At 33.3% G+C, this 20,888-nt stretch carries 14 protein-coding genes; all 14 read left to right on the top strand.

Features of this window, described 5'->3' with window-relative positions; genetic code table 11:
* Positions 1–49: 49 nt before the first annotated feature.
* The 14 genes from GN138_RS13035 to GN138_RS12970 all read left to right on the top strand — a co-directional run bounded on the left by GN138_RS13035 (position 50) and on the right by GN138_RS12970 (position 20,885).
* Positions 50–817 (top strand): SDR family NAD(P)-dependent oxidoreductase, encoded by a 768-nt coding sequence (locus GN138_RS13035; protein ID WP_157364445.1) that lies wholly within the window; start codon positions 50–52, stop codon positions 815–817.
* A 109-nt stretch (positions 818–926) separates the two neighbouring features.
* A complete protein-coding gene (locus GN138_RS13030) occupies positions 927–3,200 on the top strand; it encodes an alginate lyase family protein (protein WP_157364444.1) in 2,274 nt (757 codons plus the stop codon).
* A 20-nt stretch (positions 3,201–3,220) separates the two neighbouring features.
* Positions 3,221–3,598: a cupin domain-containing protein gene (locus tag GN138_RS13025; RefSeq protein WP_157364443.1), complete on the top strand. Its 378-nt coding sequence runs from the start codon at positions 3,221–3,223 to the stop codon at positions 3,596–3,598.
* A gap of 283 nt (positions 3,599–3,881) precedes the next feature.
* Positions 3,882–7,064, top strand: coding sequence for a SusC/RagA family TonB-linked outer membrane protein (locus GN138_RS13020; RefSeq protein ID WP_157364442.1), 3,183 nt, complete (start codon positions 3,882–3,884; stop codon positions 7,062–7,064).
* Positions 7,065–7,075: 11 nt separating this feature from the next.
* On the top strand, positions 7,076–8,413 hold the full coding sequence (locus GN138_RS13015) for a RagB/SusD family nutrient uptake outer membrane protein (protein WP_157364441.1): 1,338 nt from the start codon (positions 7,076–7,078) through the stop codon (positions 8,411–8,413).
* Between the two features lie 322 nt (positions 8,414–8,735).
* Positions 8,736–11,951 carry a SusC/RagA family TonB-linked outer membrane protein gene (locus GN138_RS13010; RefSeq protein ID WP_157364440.1) on the top strand — a complete coding sequence of 1,072 codons (3,216 nt, stop codon included), beginning with the start codon at positions 8,736–8,738 and terminating at the stop codon, positions 11,949–11,951.
* A 6-nt stretch (positions 11,952–11,957) separates the two neighbouring features.
* Entirely contained in the window at positions 11,958–13,547 is a 1,590-nt protein-coding gene (locus GN138_RS13005) for a RagB/SusD family nutrient uptake outer membrane protein (protein ID WP_157364439.1), read from the top strand.
* A gap of 13 nt (positions 13,548–13,560) precedes the next feature.
* Entirely contained in the window at positions 13,561–14,772 is a 1,212-nt protein-coding gene (locus GN138_RS13000; protein WP_231743079.1) for a PKD domain-containing protein, read from the top strand.
* Between the two features lie 14 nt (positions 14,773–14,786).
* Positions 14,787–16,232, top strand: coding sequence for a PKD domain-containing protein (locus tag GN138_RS16320; protein WP_157364437.1), 1,446 nt, complete (start codon positions 14,787–14,789; stop codon positions 16,230–16,232).
* Positions 16,233–16,278: 46 nt separating this feature from the next.
* On the top strand, positions 16,279–17,205 hold the full coding sequence (locus GN138_RS12990) for a polysaccharide lyase family 7 protein (protein ID WP_157364436.1): 927 nt from the start codon (positions 16,279–16,281) through the stop codon (positions 17,203–17,205).
* A gap of 161 nt (positions 17,206–17,366) precedes the next feature.
* The gene (locus tag GN138_RS12985; RefSeq protein ID WP_157364435.1) at positions 17,367–18,074 is read left to right on the top strand and encodes a FadR/GntR family transcriptional regulator; all 708 of its coding nucleotides are present in this window, start codon (positions 17,367–17,369) and stop codon (positions 18,072–18,074) included.
* Between the two features lie 15 nt (positions 18,075–18,089).
* Entirely contained in the window at positions 18,090–19,379 is a 1,290-nt protein-coding gene (locus GN138_RS12980) for an MFS transporter (RefSeq protein ID WP_157364434.1), read from the top strand.
* 49 nt (positions 19,380–19,428) lie between these two features.
* Complete coding sequence (locus GN138_RS12975; RefSeq protein WP_157364433.1) at positions 19,429–20,193, top strand: SDR family NAD(P)-dependent oxidoreductase; 765 nt, start codon at positions 19,429–19,431, stop codon at positions 20,191–20,193.
* Positions 20,194–20,432: 239 nt separating this feature from the next.
* Complete coding sequence (locus GN138_RS12970) at positions 20,433–20,885, top strand: T9SS type A sorting domain-containing protein (protein WP_197429349.1); 453 nt, start codon at positions 20,433–20,435, stop codon at positions 20,883–20,885.
* Positions 20,886–20,888 lie beyond the last annotated feature (3 nt).

Here is a 20,888-nt window from a genome sequence, read left to right as displayed (position 1 = left end):
TTATTAGAAAATAGAAACTAATCAATCATTACAATTAAAAAACAATACAATGGAAAATAATAAATTAAAAGGGAAAAATGTCTTAATTACAGCAGGTGCTCAAGGGATTGGAGAGGCGATTACAAAGCATTTTATAGATAGTGGTTCTAATGTTGCTATTCATTATTTTTCGAGTTCAGAAACTGCGAATACTTTGGTAGATCATGCTAAAGCTAAAGGTTTAAAAGCCGTTGCTATAAGTGGTGACTTAACTAAAGAAGAAGACGCTAATAATTTAGTTTATAAAACGGTAGAAGCATTAGGAGGTATAGATATTTTGGTTAACAATGCAGGGTCTTTAGTAGCTCGTAATTTACTAGAAGATTTAAAAACCGATTTTTGGCATAAAGTAATGGATATTAATATGACATCTATGATGTTAGTAACCAGAGCAGCAGGCCCATATTTGGCAAAAAACGATAACAGTAGTATTGTTAATTTAGCTTCACTTGCAGGACGAAAAGGTGGTCATCCAGGATCATTGGCTTATGCAACAAGTAAAGGTGCAATTTTAACTTTTACAAGAGCATTAGCAACGGAGTTTGGTTCACAAGGCACAAGAGTAAATGCGGTAGCACCAGGATTAATTTTAGGAACTTCTTTTCATAACACTCATACTACTAAAGAATCTGCTGCAGCAACCATAGCGGGAATTCCAATTGAGCGTGCTGGTAATGCAGATGACGTTGCAAGGGCAGTACTCTATTTAGCATCAGAGTATGATGGATTTATTACAGGAGCAACACTAGATATTAATGGTGGTGTATATAATATGTAAGCTTTAAGAATATATATAATTAATAACGTTTAATTAGAAAAGCATCTCTTTTTGGTAACCAAAATATTATAACTATATTGGTGAACCAAATTGGTAAACCAATTTAATAATGAAAAATAAAATAACTTCAAAGTTCGTTTATATATTAGTTTTACTTGTATTGTTTGCATGTAAAAATGATAATGAAATGGATGTTGATAGTGTTTCAGAAACCAAAGTATCTCAAGAACACCCTAAACTTATTTTAACTGCTCAAGGTGTAAAGGATATCAGAGCACAATTAGGAACTATTCCAATTTTCGATAAATCTTTGCAAGCGGTGAAGGAAGAAGTTAATGCTGAAATTGAGGCAGGAATTGATGTACCAATACCTAAAGACTATTCTGGTGGTTATACACATTCTAGACACAAACAAAATTGGTTTACACTTCAAAAAGCAGGTTTATTATATCAAATTTTAGATGACGAAAAATATGCCAAGTATGTAAAAGACATGCTAATGGAATATGAGGCACTTTATAAAACTTTACCATTACATCCAAAAACAAGATCGTATGCTAGAGGTAAATTGTTCTGGCAATGTTTAAACGATTCTAATTGGTTGGTTTATGTTAGTCAGGCCTATGATTGTATCTATAATTACTTAACGGAAGAAGAACGAAATAAACTAGAGACTAATTTATTCAGACCATTTGCAGATCATATATCTGTAGATAGTCCGCAATTTTATCAGCGTGTTCATAACCATAGTACATGGGGAAATGCGGCAGTTGGAATGATTGGTTTGGTTATGGATGATGAAGAATTAATTAATAGAGCATTATACGGAATTAAAGACTTAAAATTAGACACCAAAGAAAAAGACGATGATGGTGGTTTTCTGAATAAAGACGGAAAAGCAGGATTTTTAGCAAACATAGAAGAACCGTTTTCGCCAGATGGTTATTATAATGAAGGGCCATATTACCAACGTTACGCTATGTATCCCTTTTTAGTTTTTGCTGAAGGTTTGCATAATGTAAAACCTGAATTAAAAATTTTTGAATATAAAGGAGGTGTGCTCTTAAAGTCTATAAATGCATTATTGAATTTGTCTGATGCAGATGGCGAATTCTTCCCACTGAATGACGGCCAAAAAGGAATGTCTTATTACAACAATGCTTTAGTAACAGCTGTAGATATATCTTATCATTTTGGAGACCAAGATCCAGGATTATTATCAATAGCAAAAGAACAAGATAAAGTTTTATTAGACGATTCTGGTTTGGCTGTTGCACTTGGTATTAAAGAAGGAAATGAAAAACCGTTCACTAAAAAATCTATTAATTTATCTGATGGTCCAGAAGGAAAACAAGGAGGTGTTGGTATTCTAAGAAACCAAGGCATAGAATTAGTTTTTAAATATGCATCACAAGGCTCTAGCCACGGACATTATGATAAACTATCTTATTCTTTATACGAAAAAGGCGAGGAAGTTATTCAAGATTACGGATTATCTCGTTTTGTAAATATTGAACAAAAAGGTGGAGGTAATTACCTTAAAGAAAATAAAACATGGGCAAAACAAACTATTGCACATAATACAATAACGCAAAATGAAACCTCTCATTTTACAGGTAAATATGATATAGGAAGTTTACATCATTCTGATTTAAATTACTTTTCTTCAGAGTATGATAGCGTTCAAGTTGTAAGTGCAATTGAAAAAAATGCCTATCCAGGGACTACAATGCTTCGTACAATGGCAATCATAAAAGATGAAGATTTTGAAAAGCCATTTATGTTAGATATAATGAAGGTGACTTCAGCCACCGCAAATCAATATGACTTTCCTTTTTATTATTTCGGACAAGTATTACAAACTAATTTTAAATACAGTTCGCCTGAAACCTTGAAACCATTAGGTTCTAAAAATGGATATCAGCATTTATATTTAGAAGGATTAGGGAAAGCTTCAGGTAAGAATACTAAGTTTTCATGGTTTAGTAATAATAAGTTTTATTCATTAACAACAGTGACCAATACTAAAGACGAATTGTTATTTGCTAGACTTGGCGCAAACGATCCAGAATTTAATTTACGTCGTGATCCTGCCTTAATTCTTAGAACTAAAAATTCAAAAGCTCGAACCTTTGTTTCTGTAATAGAATCACACGGAAGTTATAGCGCAGTTTCAGAGTCTGCTTTAAATTCAAAAAGTAATATTAAAGAAATAAAAACAGTTTTAGATTCTAATGCGTATACGGCAATTACTATTACAACTATTAATGGTAAAACAAAGTTGTTTATTACTGCAAATACAAATAATACTAAAGATTCAGAACATAACATAAAAATTAACGATAAGAATTATGAGTGGTCAGGTTCTTATTATTTTAAATAATACCAAATACATTAAAAATTATGAAAAGAGTAAGCGACAAGTACATTATTACGAAAGATATGGACTGGGAAGTTCTTGGAGGAGGAGTTTCTAGAAAATTCTTAGGTTATGATAACCAAATTATGATGGTAAGAGTAAAATTTGATAAAGGTGCATTAGGAGCGCCTCATCAACATTTTCATACACAGGCAACATTTTGTGTATCAGGTAAATTTGAATTTGAAATAGATGGTGTTAAGCAAATAGTTGAAGCAGGAGATGGTGTTTATATTGAGCCAAATTTACTACACAGTGCGGTTTGTTTAGAAGAAGGAGAACTAATAGATACCTTTAGTCCTGTAAGAGAAGATTTCTTAACAGGAGATGGGCCATCTTATTTTGGGGATAAAGAGTCTTAATTTAAGAGTTTTCTTTGATAGTCAGTAACTTAAGAATTAGGTAGTTTAATTCTTACAAAAACACAATTATTCGCTATATTAACCTTGTCATTCTCTATTTTAACATAGTTTATTTGCGAAAACGTTGTTTTTAACAAAATTTTATATATATTTGGTCAACCAATTTGGTAAACCAATTTGGTTGACCAGTAGTTGACACCGAAATGCAGATAGCTCTAAGTCTGTATTTTAGATAAATTACTGAATAAATAAACTAATAATAAAACAATCTAAACAACAAATTATGAATTTAAAAATTAAACTCATTACGGTTGCTGCGCTGCTCTTTAGTGTGGTAACTTTTGCGCAAGAGGCATTTACCATTTCTGGTACTGTCACTTCTGCAGTTGACAACATGCCTATTCCAGGGGCAAATATTATTGTTGTCAATACAACAAGGGGTACTTCCACAGATTTTGATGGGAAATACCAATTAGAAGTAAGTAACGGTGAGGAAGTTCAAATCTCTTATATTGGTTATGTTACTCAAACAATTATTATTGATGGTCAAACTACATTAAATGTATCACTCGCAGAGGATGATAACTCACTATCCGAAGTTGTGGTAGTTGGTTATGGTGTACGTAAAAAATCTCACCTTACAGGTTCAATATCTAAGGTTGGCGGAGATGATGTAGCAGCAGTACAAGTTACTCGTGTAGATGACGCCTTAGCGGGTAAATTATCTGGTGTATTAATTCAAAACCAAGATGGTTCTCCTGGTGCGGCTCCAAAAATTCAAATTAGAGCAGCTTCATCTATTTCAAGTGCATCTAATCCATTAATTGTAGTAGATGGCTATCCTATTTCAGGCGGGTTAGAGACAGTGAATCCTAATGATATAGAAAGTTTAGAAATATTAAAAGATGCGGCATCTGCTGCAATCTATGGTTCTAGAGGTGCCAATGGTGTGGTTTTAGTAACTACTAAGAAAGGTAAATCTGGTAAAGCAAGTTTTAACTACAATGCGTATACAAGTTTTACTAATAAGTATCGTGACAATATCTTAATGTCTGGTCCAGAATGGGCAGCACATTCAAGACAGCAAATTGCAGCAGGGAACTGGGCAGGTACAGTAGATACACAAGATGCAGCGTTTCTTGAGTATAGACTAAGTGCTTATGAGAACTCACCTGGAGCAATTAGTCCAGAAGATTGGTTATTTAGAACAGGTAATACTACAAGCCACGATTTTAGTATGAGTGGTGGAACAGATGATGTTAATTATTTTGCGTCTGTTGGTTATCAAAATACAGAAGGTATAATTATTACTGAAGGTTTTGAAAGACTTAATGCGCGTTTAAATGTTGATGCTAAATTAGGTGACAAGTTTAAAACAGGAGTTAGTTTTAATGGTTTTACTTCTGAGAGAGATATCTTAGGGCATGACATGAGGGATTTATTAAGAGCATATGGTGTGCATTCAATATATCATACTGAAGAGTCTATTGCATTTGTACAGGCTTTAGATGCACAAGCACAAGCTTTAGGTTTGGCAGCGTTTGATGATGGTTATAGAGGGTCTACTTACGAGGCATCTAGTATATACGAATTAGAACCTGGTATGGCAGCGCAAGATTGGCATTATGGTAGAGCCAACAATGGTATTGGTGGTTCTGGTGATGCGGGTCCCGCGGCTAAACTAGATAATACAGAGCGTTGGGAAAAGACATTTTTTGGTAATGTAAGTTCTTATCTTCAATACAATATTTTAGATGGTTTAAATGTTAAAACTGTTTTAGGTGGTGATTTAAAGGATACTCAATATTATGAACATAGATTACTTGGTTATGATTCTAGAGCAAGAACGTCTCAGACTTATATGGATCAAACGGACTTAAAAGTTTGGTCTATATTGAGTGAATCTACTGTAAGTTATGCAAAGGTTATTGGTAAGCATGATATATCTGCAGTAGCGGGTGTTGAATTCCAAACGACTCAATTTGTTGGAACTGGTATTGATGGAGTAAATGTACCAGATGAAGATATTCTTAATTATAACTTATTTGATCCTGCAGATTTAACAGTAACAGAACGAAAAGAAAAGAGAGTTAGAAATAGTGTTTTTGGTAGAGTAAATTACGCTTACGATAATAAGTACTTAGCTTCATTCTCTTTAAGAAGAGATGGTGATTCTCGTTTTGGTGCAAATAAAAAATATGCAAACTTCCCAGCACTTTCTTTAGGTTGGAATGTGCATAATGAAGAATTTTTATCAGATAATAATACGTTAAGTAAATTAAAATTAAGATTTAGTACAGGTTCTTTAGGTACTGCCTCTTTTTTAGGATCTTATGATGCATTAAGCTTATTGGACCCGTCTGCAACATATTATGGTACGGGTTATTTAATTCCAGAAAATGTTGCTAACCCAGATTTAACTTGGCAAACAAATACAGAAACAAATTATGGTATTGATTTTGGTTTCTTAAATAATAGATTTACACTAGGTGTTGATTACTATACATCTGATATAGAGGATATCTTAATAAATCAGAGTATTTCTGAAGTGTTTGGTACACCTTCAATCGTACTTAACTCTGGAGACGTTAGAAGTTCTGGTTGGGAATTTGAATTAAATGCAAGATTAATTAGTAACGACGATTTTTCTTGGAGTATGAGCGGTAACTTATCAACTGTGGAGACTGAAATCACGGATTTAGGTGATATAGATGAATTACCACAAGCAATCTACGGACAAAGCGGTAGAGGACCTGTTTTTAGAAATTACGTAGGTGGTGGAATTGGTGAAATGTGGGGATTAGAAACTATTGGTGAAGTTGAAATGGAATACTTACAAGATGGAACTAGACACCCTAATAATACAACTGGAGAATCTTATGTAGTTGATCAAAACGGTGACGGTGTAATTGATGCTACTAGAAGTGTAGAAGATGGTGGTGATTTAGTTAAAATTGGTCAAAATACACCAGATTTTTACTGGGGAATGTCTCATAATCTAAGTTACAAAAATTTTGATATGTCATTGCAGATTCAGGGTTCACATGGCGCTGAGGTTTATAATGTAGACCCATTATATTATGAGTCGCAGTGGAGTGGAAGATTAGTAGATAGCTTTGATGCTAATGATGATGGAATTGCTGATCATAATGGAGAGTACTATATTGGTAATAGATATCAAACAGATGCTATGATTCAAGATGCTTCTTTTGTAGCATTAAGAAATATAACACTTGGTTATACCTTAAATTCTGATTTGGTAGAAAAAGTTGGATTAAGTTCTGTAAGAGCTTATTTAGCAGCTTCTAATTTAATCTACATAATGGCTGATAATTATACATCATATAACCCAGAGGGGGTTAAAACTTCTGGAAGTGATTATTTAGGGCCTACAACTTATGGTGCGCAAGTGGGTGCAAGTCCAGTTACTAGAAGCTTTACGTTAGGTTTAAATGTTAACTTTTAAATAAAATTAAAATGAAAAAAATATATATATTATTAGGGTCGTTGTTTTTAATGACAGCCTGTTCTACAGATTTAGATCAAGCGCCATCTAATATTGCAAGTGCAGATTCTTTAACGGAGTTTGATGGTGTGCTTAATGCGGCTTATTATTATCAACTAGGTATGGTGACACCAATGGCGATAATGGGGGAGTTTAGATCGGATAATGCTTTAATGGATGAGTCTCCTTATACGGAATTTGACGAATATGATAATGGTTTAACAGCAATGGAAGATCAATTTTTTGGCCCATTCTATACAGCAGCGTATAAATCTATTTTAAGTGCAAATAATGTAATAACTAATTCTTTAGATGCTACTGAAATAGGTGAGGCTAAATTTTTAAGAGCGTTAACATATTTTAAATTAGTCCAGGTATTTGGTGATGTAACTGTGAATTTATCAGCAGAACCAAGTTTAACAGATACAGAGGCGTTAGTAAGACAATCGGCAACTGATGTTTATAATGATGTAATCATACCAGATTTAACTGATGCAATGGCTGTTCTAAGTACTACTATTACAGATGGTAGGGCTTCAAAATATGCCGCGCAAGCATTGTTGGGTAAGGTGTATATGACCATGGGAGATTTTGTTAATGCTGAGCCACATTTAGCTGCTGTAGTTAATGGTGCAGCCGCAGCTGGTATTGAACTTAAAGAAAATTATAATGAGATATTTGGTGCAGCTAATGAGATAGAAAATTCCGAAATTATTTTTTCAACTCAGATTACAGGCTCAATTGTGGATGAATACTCATTTGGTTCAGATTTTTGGAACTGGTTTGTTGGGGATGATTCTAAAGCAGATTTTCCAGTAGATCAAGATTTAGTAGCTGCATTTGATGTAAGCGATGCTACAGGAGGTGGTACAGACTTAAGAAGAGCTGTGACCCTTGCAGATGACGGATTAACGGCAATTAAATTTCCTAAAGAAGGTGATTTAGGAACAGAGCATGATTGGATTGAAATCCGTTTAGCAGATGTAATTTTATTATATGCAGAAACTTTAAATGAAAATGGAGCAGCGGCTTCTACAGTGTTACCATTATTAGATGATATTAGAACTAGAGCTGGTTTAAACAGTTTAACTGGTACAGCAACTACACAAGCAGAAGTTAGACAAGTTATCTTAGATGAAAGACGTCTAGAATTAGCTTTTGAAGGTCATAGATGGTTTGATTTAGTAAGAACAGATACGGCTTCTACAGAGATGGGAGAAACAATTAATTCTAATTATTACTTATTCCCTATCCCTGTGTCGGAAATTTTGGCTACACGAGGTGTAATAACGCAAAATGCTGGATATTAAAACATCATAAAACTTCATTTTTAATACAAAGTTTGTAAGATAGTTTTGTAATTATTTATGAAGCCAATTTTAAAAAATTACTTTATGATGGTAAAGCCATTGTAAAGTAATTTTTTTATTCACAATCTTGATTTTAGCAGTTGTAATGTATCAAAAAGATGATATTAATCACTTTTTTGAAGGATCTACCCTTTACGTTTCTAATTATTTTGTATTAACAAAAAAATAACATATATTTGGTAAACCAATCTGGTAAACCAGTTTAAAATGGTTTCGCAGCCGATAAAAGGCTAAATAAATTAACTAATTCTAATATTTAAACATGAATTTAAAAATAAAGTTTACAGCAATTTTCGCTTTATTTTGTTGTTTTGCAGTTTTTGCACAAGAAAAATATATGTTAAATGGTACCGTAATATCTGGAGAAGATAGTATGCCTATACCTGGAGTAAACATTATAATAGTGGAAACAACGCGAGGTACTTCAACTGATTTTGATGGTAATTATCAGCTAGAAGTTTCTAAGGGTGATGTTTTACAGTTTTCTTATGTTGGTTTTGTAACACAACTTGTAACCGTAAAAGGAGAGTCAACCATTGATGTCATTCTAAAAACTGACAGTAATACACTCGATGAGGTTGTATTAATCGGTTATGGAGACCAAAAAGCAAAAAATATTACCAGTTCTTTAACTAAGGTATCTAGTAAGGATATAGAGGATTTGTCTGTTTCCAGAGTAGAGGATGCACTTAGAGGAAAGGTTGCAGGTTTACGTATTCAAACAGTAGCATCTGAGGCTGGTGGTGATCCTAAGATTACTTTGAGAGGTCCTGGTTCAATTACAGGGTCTTCATCTCCATTAATTGTAATTGATGGTGTTGTAATGGGCACGGATGCCGATATCTTGGGTTCCATAGATAATAATAATGTAGAATCAATTAGTGTGTTAAAAGATGCTTCTTCGGTTGCTATTTATGGTTCTCGTGGTGCAAATGGAGTTATTTTAATTACATTAAAAGAAGGTGTTTCAGGTAAAACACGTTTCTCTTATGATACATTCACAGGTTATAGATATACTACTAATAATGATAATTTCAATACGTCTATTTCAGATGAAAGGTCTAGGTTAAATGGATTACAAAGTGTCGTAGATCAGATTTCTCCAAGTAGTTCAAATTATGATCGTGTTATTAACGATTATAATGTTGCTTATGCAGAGTTGGAGGCTATGGAGTTTATAGCTTCTTTAGGTGATGGTGAAAAGAATTGGCAAGACGAAATTTTTGAAGGCGGTATTATACAAAGTCATTCTTTCTCAGCAAGAGGAGGTACAGAATTAACTAACTATGCTGCTTCTCTTGGGTATTTAGAGGATGAAGGTGTGGCATTAGAAGATAAGTTAACAAAATTTAATGCTAGAATAAAAGTAGATAGTAAGTCTAAAAATAAGAAAATCAAGTTTGGTGGTAATTTACGTGTTAATTATAACGATCAGGTTAGACTGCCAACAAGATTTACGGATCCTTTAAGGCAATACGGTCATATTCCGCTTTATTTAAACGAAGATCATCTTAATTATATAACACAGTCTGATCCAGGTGATGCAGGTGCGCTATTTGAAAATATTGGTGTGGGTAGCTATGGTTTTTCTAGAGCTTTCGATCACGTATTTACAATAGATCCAGATAATCCAAGGTCTATTAATATAGATCCAAATACAGGCTTACCTACAGTAAGTAATCTTACATCGGGAGGGTTAACATTGTCTACAACAAAAAATGTTCACCCATTGGTACATTATTTAGAAAGGTCTAGAACTAAAAAACAGTTTACCTTAAATGCTTCTACATATTTTGATGTTAAATTAGCAAAAGGTCTAACATTTAAGCAAAGCTTATCGGGTATTTTTAGACATACTAAGAATAACGCGGCAGATTATTTATATGGTCAAGAAAATAGAGAGCAAGAAGCTTTTAGAGAGGAAAGACGTGATGAAAGAAATCAATACTCTGTAGAATCTCTTTTAAGATATAAGAAGAGTGTTGGTAGTCATAATTTTAATTCATTATTAGGTTTTGAATTTACTCAAAGAGATTTTTATAGACAACAATCTGAAGCTATTGGATATACAGATGATTTTAATAATAACATATCAATAGCGGACGGTGGAACAACGTACACAGATAATGCCAGTGAAAAATTAGTGTCTTATTTCGGAAGATTAGATTACGATTATGATGGCAAGTATTTAGTACAACTGTCTGCTCGTACAGATGGTAGCACAAGGTTTGGGTCTAATAACCGATTTGGTTTTTTTCCAGCAGCATCTTTAGGTTGGGTAGTATCTAGTGAGGAATTCTTGTCATCTAGTGATTTAGTTACATTCTTAAAATTAAGAGCTAGTTATGGAGTTTCTGGTTCAAATGAAATATCTAACAATATATACGAATCTCTTTATAGATTTGAAGAAACCTTTAGTTCAATAGGTTACGATGGTGATGTTGGGGTTAAAGGAGTTACCTTAGCCAATGCCAACTTAGGATGGGAAAAATTGATTGAATTTAACCCTGGAATTGATGTGACATTTGGTAGAGGGCTTGTAAATTTATCATTTGATTACTATACTAGAACCAGTGAGGACTTAATTTTATTTGCCCCTGTCGCAGGAGTTTATGGAGCAGATAATTGGTTACAAAACCTTGGAGAGGTTAAAAATGAAGGTATTGAGATTGAGTTAGGCTCTAGGCTTTATTCTAGCGAAAAAGTAAGATGGTCAGTATCTGGTCAATTTGCATTAAATAGAAATGAAGTTGTAAGTTTAGGTAGTAATGAACAAATTATTTCTAGAATAGATCAAGATACTAGACCTACGGAATTTATTGCTAGAGTTGGTCAGCCAATTACATCATTTTACGGTTGGGTGTACGAAAGCGAAGTTCCATTAGAATGGGTAGATAATCCATTCAACAGATTTAATAATGATTTTGCAAGGGTATATGTAAAAGATTTAAATGGAGATGGTATCATTGATGATGAAGATAGAACAGAGTTGGGTAGTCCGTATCCAGACTTTACATGGGGTTTTAATTCTGATTTTAACTACCATAATTTTGATTTTTCAGTTCAACTTCAAGGATCCCATGGTGCTGAAGTAAGAGTTGCTGATTTGGATCAATTGTATTATGCAAGTGAGTCTGCAGCCAATCCAGTTTCTGATTTTCCAGATTATGATTTAACTGTTCATAGAAGATTTACAAATGATCACATACAGGATGCGTCTTTCGTAGCTGTTAGAAATATTATTTTAGGTTATTCATTCCCAGAAACACTTTTGTCTAATTTAAACATTAGTAAATTAAGAGTGTATATGACAGGAGAAAATCTATTATACTTTACAGCTGCTGGTTATGAAGGTTTTAATCCTGAGGCTGCTGGTCAAACATCGAACAATGCTAATACCGCATTAACGGCAGGTTATCAAAGAGGTGATGGGCCAATCGTGCGAACAGTTTCATTAGGACTTAACTTACAATTTTAATTAATTATGAAAAAGATATATATAAAATTTATAATAGTTTGTTTTTCTATTTCTACTTTGTTTACAAGTTGTGAAGAAGAATTAGACTTATCTAACCCAACAGCGCTTTCTTTGGAAGAATTGTTACAAACAGATAATGGGTTTGAGTTATTGGCTAATGGTGTCTTAGATGCTTATCAAAAAGTGCCAGCTAATGAGTTCTTATTAATTGAATTAAGATCGGATAATGTTAGAGCCAATACAGAAAACGGAAATTACCCAGAAATTAACGCATATACTGTAGACCCTAATAATGGTGATGTAGCAACATATTATTCTAATAATATGGCGGCTATTAAGCATGCCAATACAATTATTGATAATCGATTTTTAGCTCCAGAAGACCAACAATACACTGTTGGTGAAGCATATTTTATGCGAGCACTATGTCATTTTAACTTAGTTAGAGCGTATCAAAATGTTCCTTTTATAGATAAAGTTTTAGATGTTGATTCTGATGAGGCACGTGATTACCCTCAATTACCAGAGGAGGAAGTTTATGAGAAAATTATAGATGACTTTAGAACTTCCATAGCGTTTTTAAATGGTGCTGAGCAAAATAAATATAGACCTACCGAAGGGGCTGCAATATGTTTAGCAGCTAAAGCATACCTGAGCCAACCAAATCCAAATTATATGGAGGCAGAATTGTTACTGGCATCAGTTGTAGAGAATAGTGCTTCTTTCGGTTATAGCCTACTTAAAACTGATATTGGTGCTGCAAATGATTTTAATGGTGATGGTGTTGTTTCAGATTCAGAGTATAACGCAAATTTAACTTTAGATTTTGGTCATGTATTTGGAAATGAATTTTCTGGTGATTATTCTGATTCAGATGAAGTATTAGAAGGTGATTGGACAAATAACTCAGGGTTAGAAATTAATGACGAAATAATATTTTCAATCGCTTACGATTTAGTAAGTAGTGATAATTATGTAACTAGTGATAGTGGTTTAGATGACCAAGTAGAGACAGATTCAGAATCTCATAGCTTTGCAATGACCTTGCAAGGACCTTCAAATGGTGTAAATATTGCTACACTAGACTTTTTAGAAGTAATGAATCCAGAATCAGAACCTGTGCGTTTTTACGCTTCAGTTAATCCTTTAAATTATAGTTCTTTTCTTTCTGACAACACTGTAGATGTTTTTAATACAAAGTATCCGACAGATGGAGAAATAGGTGATAATGATTGGATAATTTTAAGATACGCTGACGTTCTATTATTATATGCTGAAGCAATTTTAGGAGGTGCTAATAGTACTACAGATCAAAGAGCTATAGATGCGTATAACCAAGTTAGAGTTAGAGCTGGCCTTGAAGAAGTATTAGGGAATTTAACTAAGCAGGAGCTTTTAGATGAAAGAAGGGTAGAATTTGTGTATGAAAATCAGCGTTTATATGACTTAATTAGATTTGGTGAAGCAGATAACGTTTTGCAAGACTTCTCTAATGAAAATAGTTTAAGTTATACCGCAGACCGAAAGTTTTTACCTTTTCCACAAAGAGAAATAGATAATTTACCTAATTTTTATACACAGAACAATGGTTACTAAAAATATAATGTTTATGAAAACGAAGATTTCAAGTTTAAAACTTTTAGCATTAGCAACTGTGTTAATACTTTCTAGTTGTGTAAGTGACGACTTAGCTGATGTTGGAGATTTAGAGGATATAACAGGTCCTACACCCTTTTATAACTACAGTGATGTTACTTTTGCTGAGTTCGATTGCGAAGATGTTGAGTTGTCTTCAAATTATCAATTTAATTTTCAAGCAGGATCTAATTTGGCCGTTAACGGAACCCAATATTTGTGGAGTGTAGCCGACAGTGATGGTAACAATTTAGATGTAACATTGATTAATAAAGATTTACCTGTACTAGAACTCTTAATTGATGCAGAACTGGCAGAAATAGTGGCTATAGAAGAGGATATTGCAGAATTAGAATTTAAAATTCCTTGCGAAGACGATCCGGCAAGAGTTGTTGTTATGGAATCTCAGTTAGCAGAATTAGAATTGGCGCTTGTAGCAGCAGAGAATGCACTTACCGACGACGTTTTGCAAAATGTGGCAGATTTAGAAGCACAAATTTTAGCCTTAGATGAAGCAACTTTACAAGATCAAGAGTTAATTATTGAATTCCCAAGTCCAGGTACCTATACAGTAGGGCTTACGGTAACAGACAATTTAAATAAATCTAATTACACAGAGAAATTAATTACGGTTAATCAAGCTGTGCCAACTATTCCTGTGCCAGAAATAGCCGAGGCTAGTTTTGAAGATAATAGTTTATTTGATGGGTCTGGCGATGGTAGAGATTCGTGGAGAGTACCAAGTAATGACGCATGGAGCCCACTAGGAGGAGGTACAACGGTTATACAAATTAATACAGATTCAAGCCCAGGAGAAGGTGCTGATTTACCTGATGGTGTGCAAGCTGCAAAATTCCCAGCAGGTGGAGATAGAGTAGCATACCAAGAAATTGAAGTAACTCCAGGTGCTGAGTACGTTATAACTTATTTTACGGCATTTGAGGAAGATACATTTGGTCAAATGAAAGTATCAATTTTATCCCCAAATACTTCAAATTATGCCGAAGCACAACTTGAAGAAAATATTATCGCTACTAGAACAGATACAAATGTTGATAGAGTAGATAATGTATTTAAACAGCACTCTTTAAGTTTTGAAGCAGGAGACAACGAATCGGTAATTATTTTCGCTACTAACTCTGGTGTAGAATCAAGATTAGACGCCTTTAATATAGTAGTTAGATAAAAAAACATAATATTATGAGTCATACATTTATAAAAAAATATTCCTTAAGTGTTCTTTTCTTAATTATTACATTTTCAATAACATCTTGTTATGATGAAGGTTATGACGAGTTTGTCGCACCAACAGGAAATGTTAATAATATACAGCCTAATACATTGTTTACAACCTCTACGGATCCAGACAATAGTTTGGCAATAATCTTTAGAAGTTTTTCAACAGATGCTGTATCTTATTTATGGGATTTTGGTGATGGTAACACATCCACAGAAGCAAATCCAGATTACACCTATACCACAGGTGGTTTATATACCGTAACGTTAACAACAACAAGTTCTGATGGTTTAACAGCAGAAGCTTCAGAAGAGGTGTCACCTATTTTTGTAGATTTTAATCATTCAAGTATAGACACAGAGGTAACATTTGAAAACCTTACATCAGGTGCAAAATCCTTAGTTTGGGATTTTGGAGATGGCGACACTCTAGAGTGGGATTCGGAAGTAGATACAGAAGAAGATTTTAGTTTCAATCCTGTACATGTATATTTAACAGATGATACTTTTCAAGCAACGTTAACAGCTACTAACTTTTTAGATGTTGAAGTTTCTGTTACACAAAGTATTGAAGGTCTTGTCTTATCTACTATACCTAATTTTACATTTACAGTATCATCGTTAACAGTTGAATTTACAGATGCATCTATATTAGCAGTTTCACATTTTTGGGAATTTGGAGATGGTAATACATCTACTGAGTTAAATCCAGTACACACTTATGCTGCAGATGGAACTTATAACGTAACTTTAACAACCACAAATGCTTCAGGTACATCTAACAGTACAACACAAGCGGTACCGGTTGGAGGTATTGAGGCAACTTTTGCAGCGGAAATTTTGAATGGTTCCATAGATGAGTATGTTGGTACATCTAGTGATAATGCAGATGCATGGGATATGACGCCTAATAGCACTGTAAACGATGATGTTCTTGGAACTATTGATAGCCCTTATAGAGCTTTATGGTATAATACTACTTTAAATGATTGGATAGAAGCTAATTTCAATACTAGTAATGAGGCTCCAGGAGTTAGTTCTACACACTACACACCAGACAGATCTATAAAACTTCACGAAGTACAAAGAAGAGCATATCAACCATTTGCAGTAGAACCAGGTGTGGTTTACACCATAAAACTTTGGGTAAAAGCAGAAGGAACAGGAGAGTTATCTGTTTATATTATGGATAACGAAATAGTTGATGAAACAACTTTAGAGACAGATAACCTAGCAAAACTTGTTGTAACTGGTGGAACAAATAATAACAATGCCTTTGAAGAATATGAATTTACCTTTGAAGCAACAACAACTACAGCATTGTTCTATGGAAAACCTACAGGAGCAGTAATCGATGGTAGTAATGAGGTTTTTATAGATGAAGTTTCGGTTATAACTCCAGGTTTCTAAGATTGTTTATAAAACATAATAGACGTATAAAATAAATAATAATAAAATGAGTAGCTTCCGGAATATCATACTTTCTGCAATTCTTTTAATGTTCTTATCAGTAAATGCGAACTGTCAAACTCAAAAAGACAACGTATCTAATTCGGATGTGAAAGTTGAAAAACAAAAGAAGAAGAAAAAGAAGAAAAAGAAGAAGAAAGTAAAATTACCAGATATAGATTTAAGTCACTGGAAAGTAACACTTCCTGTAACTAACGATAAGGGGAAACCATACGAAATAGAACCACCTGAAATTGAAGATTTTGCTTCCAATGAAATAGCAAAGCCGTATATGTATATAGACTCAACAAAAGGCGCTATTGTTTTTCATGCAATGCCTACTGCGTCTAAAACTAGAAATACAAAATATACTAGATCTGAATTGAGGGAACAAATGGTGCCAGGTGAAAACAATGTTAATTGGACATTTAAAGATGGCGCTTACATGAAGGGTAAATTGGCGATGGATGAAGTATCTAGAGATGATAACGGTAAATATCACAGGGTAATTATTATGCAAATTCATGGAAGATTAACTAACGAACAAAGAGATTTAATTGGTGAAGATGACAATAATGCACCGCCAATATTAAAAATCTATTGGGATAAAGGTAAAATTAGGGTAAAGACTAAACTATTAAAAAATTTAAATGCCCAAGTACCAGAAATTTTGCATGAAGATGCCTGGGACGATGATGAAGGTTTTAATTTTGAACAAGAAGTAGGCTTTTCAAAATTTACTTTAGAGGTGAAAGTCTCAGATGGAAAAATGGTAATCATATTAAATGGTAATGAATACAAAGTATACGAAAACATTCATATGAAAAAATGGGGTGTTTTTGAAAATTATTTTAAAGCGGGAAACTATTTTCAATCTAGAGATGAAGGTTCTTACGCTAAGGTAAGATATTATGAGTTAGAAGTTAGCCATTAAAAGTATATTTGAGTTAGTCGCTTATTGAATTCTTCCGTTGATTAGTTGTGCAGGTAGAATTCTTTAAGCACTAATATTAACTAATATTTAAATACCGTAGTTCTTAATTTTGTTAATTTTGAATTTTAAATTAGGTAAAAAATATTGCAAATAAACAACATATGAATTTAGAAATATTGTCAAAAAATGAAAGTTTAGAAACTCAAAAATTGATTATTTCTAAGATAGGAGAATTGATTAATGTAAAAAATTTAGAACCAGGCGATAAATTACCTTCAGAAAGAACGTTGTCAGAGAAATTTGGAGTTACAAGAAGTAATGTTAGAGATGCAATTCAAAAATTAGAATTTTACGGTTTACTCGATTCTATTCCACAAAGTGGAACTTTTGTAGCCAATATTGGTGTTATAGCCATGAATGGAATGATAGAAGAAATTCTTAGAATAGAAACACCAGATTTTAAATCATTAGTAGAAACTAGAATTTTACTAGAGTTAAAAACAGTACGTTTAGCTTCAATCAGAAGATCAAAGCTAGATTTAGAAAAAATTAAGAACGCTTTGTTAGCTTATGAAGCCAAGGTTTTAAAGGGAGAAGATGCTGTTCAAGAGGATTTGTTATTTCATTTAGCCATTGCAAGAGCTTGTGGAAATAGTTCAATCAATACATTTATGTTAAGTATAACTCCAGAAATTATAACAAATTTTGAAAAATATCACGTATGCGATAAAAGTCTTGCCCAAAAAGGAATAGATGAACATAGAGCAATTTTTGAGGCTATTAAGGAACAAAAACCTCAAGTTGCGAAACAAAAAATGAAAGATCACTTTAGCGCATTATATCAATATTGCTATAATGTTAACGATTAACTATAAACATTAAATATGAAAGTAAAAGGATTAAGATGGGTTATTATTGGGCTAATTTTCATAGCTACCGTAATAAATTATATAGATAGAAGTGCTCTAGCTATTATGTGGGGAAGTGAAGGTGAAGTAGGATCAATTTCTAACTCTTTAGGATTAGATAAAACTGATTATGGTTTAATCTTAAATATTTTCATGGTGTTTTATGCACTAGGTCAATTATTTTCGGGAAAATTATTTGATAAGGTAGGAACAAGAATTGGGTATGTTATTAGTATTGGTGTTTGGGGATTATCTTCTTTCTTACATTCAACAGTACGTGGATTGGTTGGACTTACCATTTTTAGAAGTACATTAGGTATTTCTGAAGCAGGTAACTGGCCAGGAGCAGTAAAAAGTAATGCAGAATGGTTTCCTATAAAAGAACGAGCTTTTGCGCAAGGATTGTTTAATGCGGGCGCTTCAATAGGATCTGTAATTGCACCTCCATTTATAGCAACATTATTTGTTGCTTATGGTTGGAGAACTACCTTTATGGTAATTGGGTCTTTTGGTATTTTATGGATTATTCCTTGGTTATTAATTAACAAAGCAGGACCAAAAAAACATCCTTGGATTAGTACAGAAGAGCAAAAATATATTCTTGAAGGACAAAGTGAAGCAGATCAAAATGCAACTGAAGAAACTAAAGGTAAAAGTTTAATTGAAATTCTGTCTTATAAAGAATCTTGGGCTATTGTAGTTGGTAGATTTTTCTTAGAACCAATATGGTGGTTATTTGTAGGTTGGATGCCTCTTTATTTAGCAGATGTTTACGGTTTTAACGTAAAAGAAGTTGGTATGTTTGCTTGGGTACCTTATGTTGGTGCAGCTTTAGGTAGTGTTGTTGGAGGATTATTTTCTGGTAGAATTATTTCAAAAACAGGTTCAATTGATAAAGGTAGAAAACTTACTATTTTAATTGGTGGAGTTATTATGTTCTTAGGATTAGTTGCTACAGTTATGATAGGAAATACTCCAGAACGTTTTGTTGCAATTGTATTCTTTGTACTATTTGGATTTCAATTTGCAATTGGAAATGTACAAACATTACCAAGTGATTTATTTAGTGGAAAATCAGTTGGTTCATTAGCTGGTTTAGCAGGAATGGTTGGTGTATTTTCAGTAATACTTATGAATTTCTTAGTTCCAATTATTCAAGAGAAATTCTCTTACACTCCAATTTTTGTTGCAATAGCAGTAGCTGTGCCATTAGGAGTAGGGGCAATTTATTACTTCGCTAGAAATATTGAATCTGTAGAGAAATAAAATTAGAGAAATAAGAAAATAAAAATAATAATAAAACGTAGTCAAAAAAATGAGTGATTCAAACAAAAAAGTAGCAGTTGTAACAGGTGCTACAGGTGGAATAGGTTTTGCAGTAGCAAAAAGATTAGGACAAGATGGTTATACTGTTGTTTTAAACGGTATTGAAGATGAAGAAGGAGCAAAAAGAGTTGCAGAGCTAACAGCAGAAGGTATTACTGCAGAATACTATGGATTTGATGTTACTAAAGAAGAAGCTGTAACAACAAACATCACTAAAATTGGTGAAAAGTATGGTAAAATTGATGTACTTGTAAATAATGCAGGTGGTTTAGGAGGTCGTTCTCGTTTTGAAGAGATGACAACAGACTTTTATAGATTTGTAATGGCGCTTAACTTAGATTCTGTATTCTTTGCATCTAGAGCAGCTATACCGTTCTTAAAAAAAGGAGAGCACCCTTCAATAATTAATTATACATCTAATGCAGGATGGACGGCAGGTGGACCAGGAGCTGGTATCTACGGAACATCAAAAGCTGGTGTACATGCTATCACTAGAGCATTAGCAAAAGATTTAGCGGAGTACGGAATTAGAGTTAATGCAGTATCTCCTGGTACAATAGACACGCCATTCCATGCGCAAATCAAAGCAACTAAACCAGAAGTTTTTGCTTCTTGGGCAAACAACATTATGCTAGGTAGATTAGGACAACCAGAAGATGTTGCTGGTGTAGTATCATTCTTAGCAAGTGAGAATGCCGCGTTTGTTACAGCTGAAACAATTCAGATTGGTGGTGGACAAGCTTTAGGTATCTAAAACTTTTTTCATAGAAGCGTAAAAAGCGTTAATGTAGAAATACATTAGCGCTTTTTTATTTTACATAAACTTAAATTATTGATATTTAGCGCTTTAAGGAAGTGTTGTTTAGTTGGTTGTAATAGGATTTTATTTTATTGACGCAACCGTTTTACACTTTTTACATCTATAAATAAAAACCAATTGATATGAAAAAAATTATTATTACTTTACTTCTTTCTACTTCTCTGAACCTTATAATGTCCCAATCGATAAGTTTTGTCGGTATAGATGACTCGGTAACTGACTACAATTTATCTGATGTACAAAAGATTATTTTTGGATTAAGTGATGTTTCTATTTATCTCAATAATGACCAGGTTATAAGTATACCTTTAGATGAATTCAAAAATTACCACTATAGTCAAGAAACATTAGGTAGTGAAGACTTTATTATGGACTCTGAGTCTTTTAAGGTTTTTCCTAATCCGACTCAAGATGTTTTTAAGATTAGTTTCGAATCTAAGTCTGCTTTCCCCTACACGTACAAAATTTATGATATTACCGGTAGAGCCGTTTTGCAAAAAGAACTTGGATCTCTAAATGGTCTTCACACAGAAACTATCTCAGTAAAGGAATTTCCATCTGGAGTGTACTTCGTGGAGTTAAAAAGCGGTAGTTTAAAATCTTCAAAGAAATTAATAAAATTATAGAGC

The sequence above is a fragment of the Winogradskyella endarachnes genome, from assembly GCF_009741275.1.
GTDB lineage: Bacteria > Bacteroidota > Bacteroidia > Flavobacteriales > Flavobacteriaceae > Winogradskyella > Winogradskyella endarachnes.
Note: the sequence above shows the minus strand (reverse complement) of the source record. Positions and strands in the feature narration are given on the sequence as shown.

Excerpts from the sequence above, each read along its gene's own strand:
- GN138_RS12975 (WP_157364433.1), top strand. The coding sequence starts at position 19,429 with ATGAGTGATTCAAACAAAAAAGTAGCAGTTGTAACAGGTGCTACAGGT.
- GN138_RS12990 (WP_157364436.1), top strand. The coding sequence starts at position 16,279 with ATGAGTAGCTTCCGGAATATCATACTTTCTGCAATTCTTTTAATGTTC.
- GN138_RS13000 (WP_231743079.1), top strand. The coding sequence starts at position 13,561 with ATGAAAACGAAGATTTCAAGTTTAAAACTTTTAGCATTAGCAACTGTG.
- GN138_RS13015 (WP_157364441.1), top strand. The coding sequence starts at position 7,076 with ATGAAAAAAATATATATATTATTAGGGTCGTTGTTTTTAATGACAGCC.
- GN138_RS16320 (WP_157364437.1), top strand. The coding sequence starts at position 14,787 with ATGAGTCATACATTTATAAAAAAATATTCCTTAAGTGTTCTTTTCTTA.
- GN138_RS13010 (WP_157364440.1), top strand. The coding sequence starts at position 8,736 with ATGAATTTAAAAATAAAGTTTACAGCAATTTTCGCTTTATTTTGTTGT.
- GN138_RS13020 (WP_157364442.1), top strand. The coding sequence starts at position 3,882 with ATGAATTTAAAAATTAAACTCATTACGGTTGCTGCGCTGCTCTTTAGT.
- GN138_RS13035 (WP_157364445.1), top strand. The coding sequence starts at position 50 with ATGGAAAATAATAAATTAAAAGGGAAAAATGTCTTAATTACAGCAGGT.
- GN138_RS13030 (WP_157364444.1), top strand. The coding sequence starts at position 927 with ATGAAAAATAAAATAACTTCAAAGTTCGTTTATATATTAGTTTTACTT.
- GN138_RS12985 (WP_157364435.1), top strand. The coding sequence starts at position 17,367 with ATGAATTTAGAAATATTGTCAAAAAATGAAAGTTTAGAAACTCAAAAA.
- GN138_RS13025 (WP_157364443.1), top strand. The coding sequence starts at position 3,221 with ATGAAAAGAGTAAGCGACAAGTACATTATTACGAAAGATATGGACTGG.
- GN138_RS12970 (WP_197429349.1), top strand. The coding sequence starts at position 20,433 with ATGTCCCAATCGATAAGTTTTGTCGGTATAGATGACTCGGTAACTGAC.
- GN138_RS12980 (WP_157364434.1), top strand. The coding sequence starts at position 18,090 with ATGAAAGTAAAAGGATTAAGATGGGTTATTATTGGGCTAATTTTCATA.
- GN138_RS13005 (WP_157364439.1), top strand. The coding sequence starts at position 11,958 with ATGAAAAAGATATATATAAAATTTATAATAGTTTGTTTTTCTATTTCT.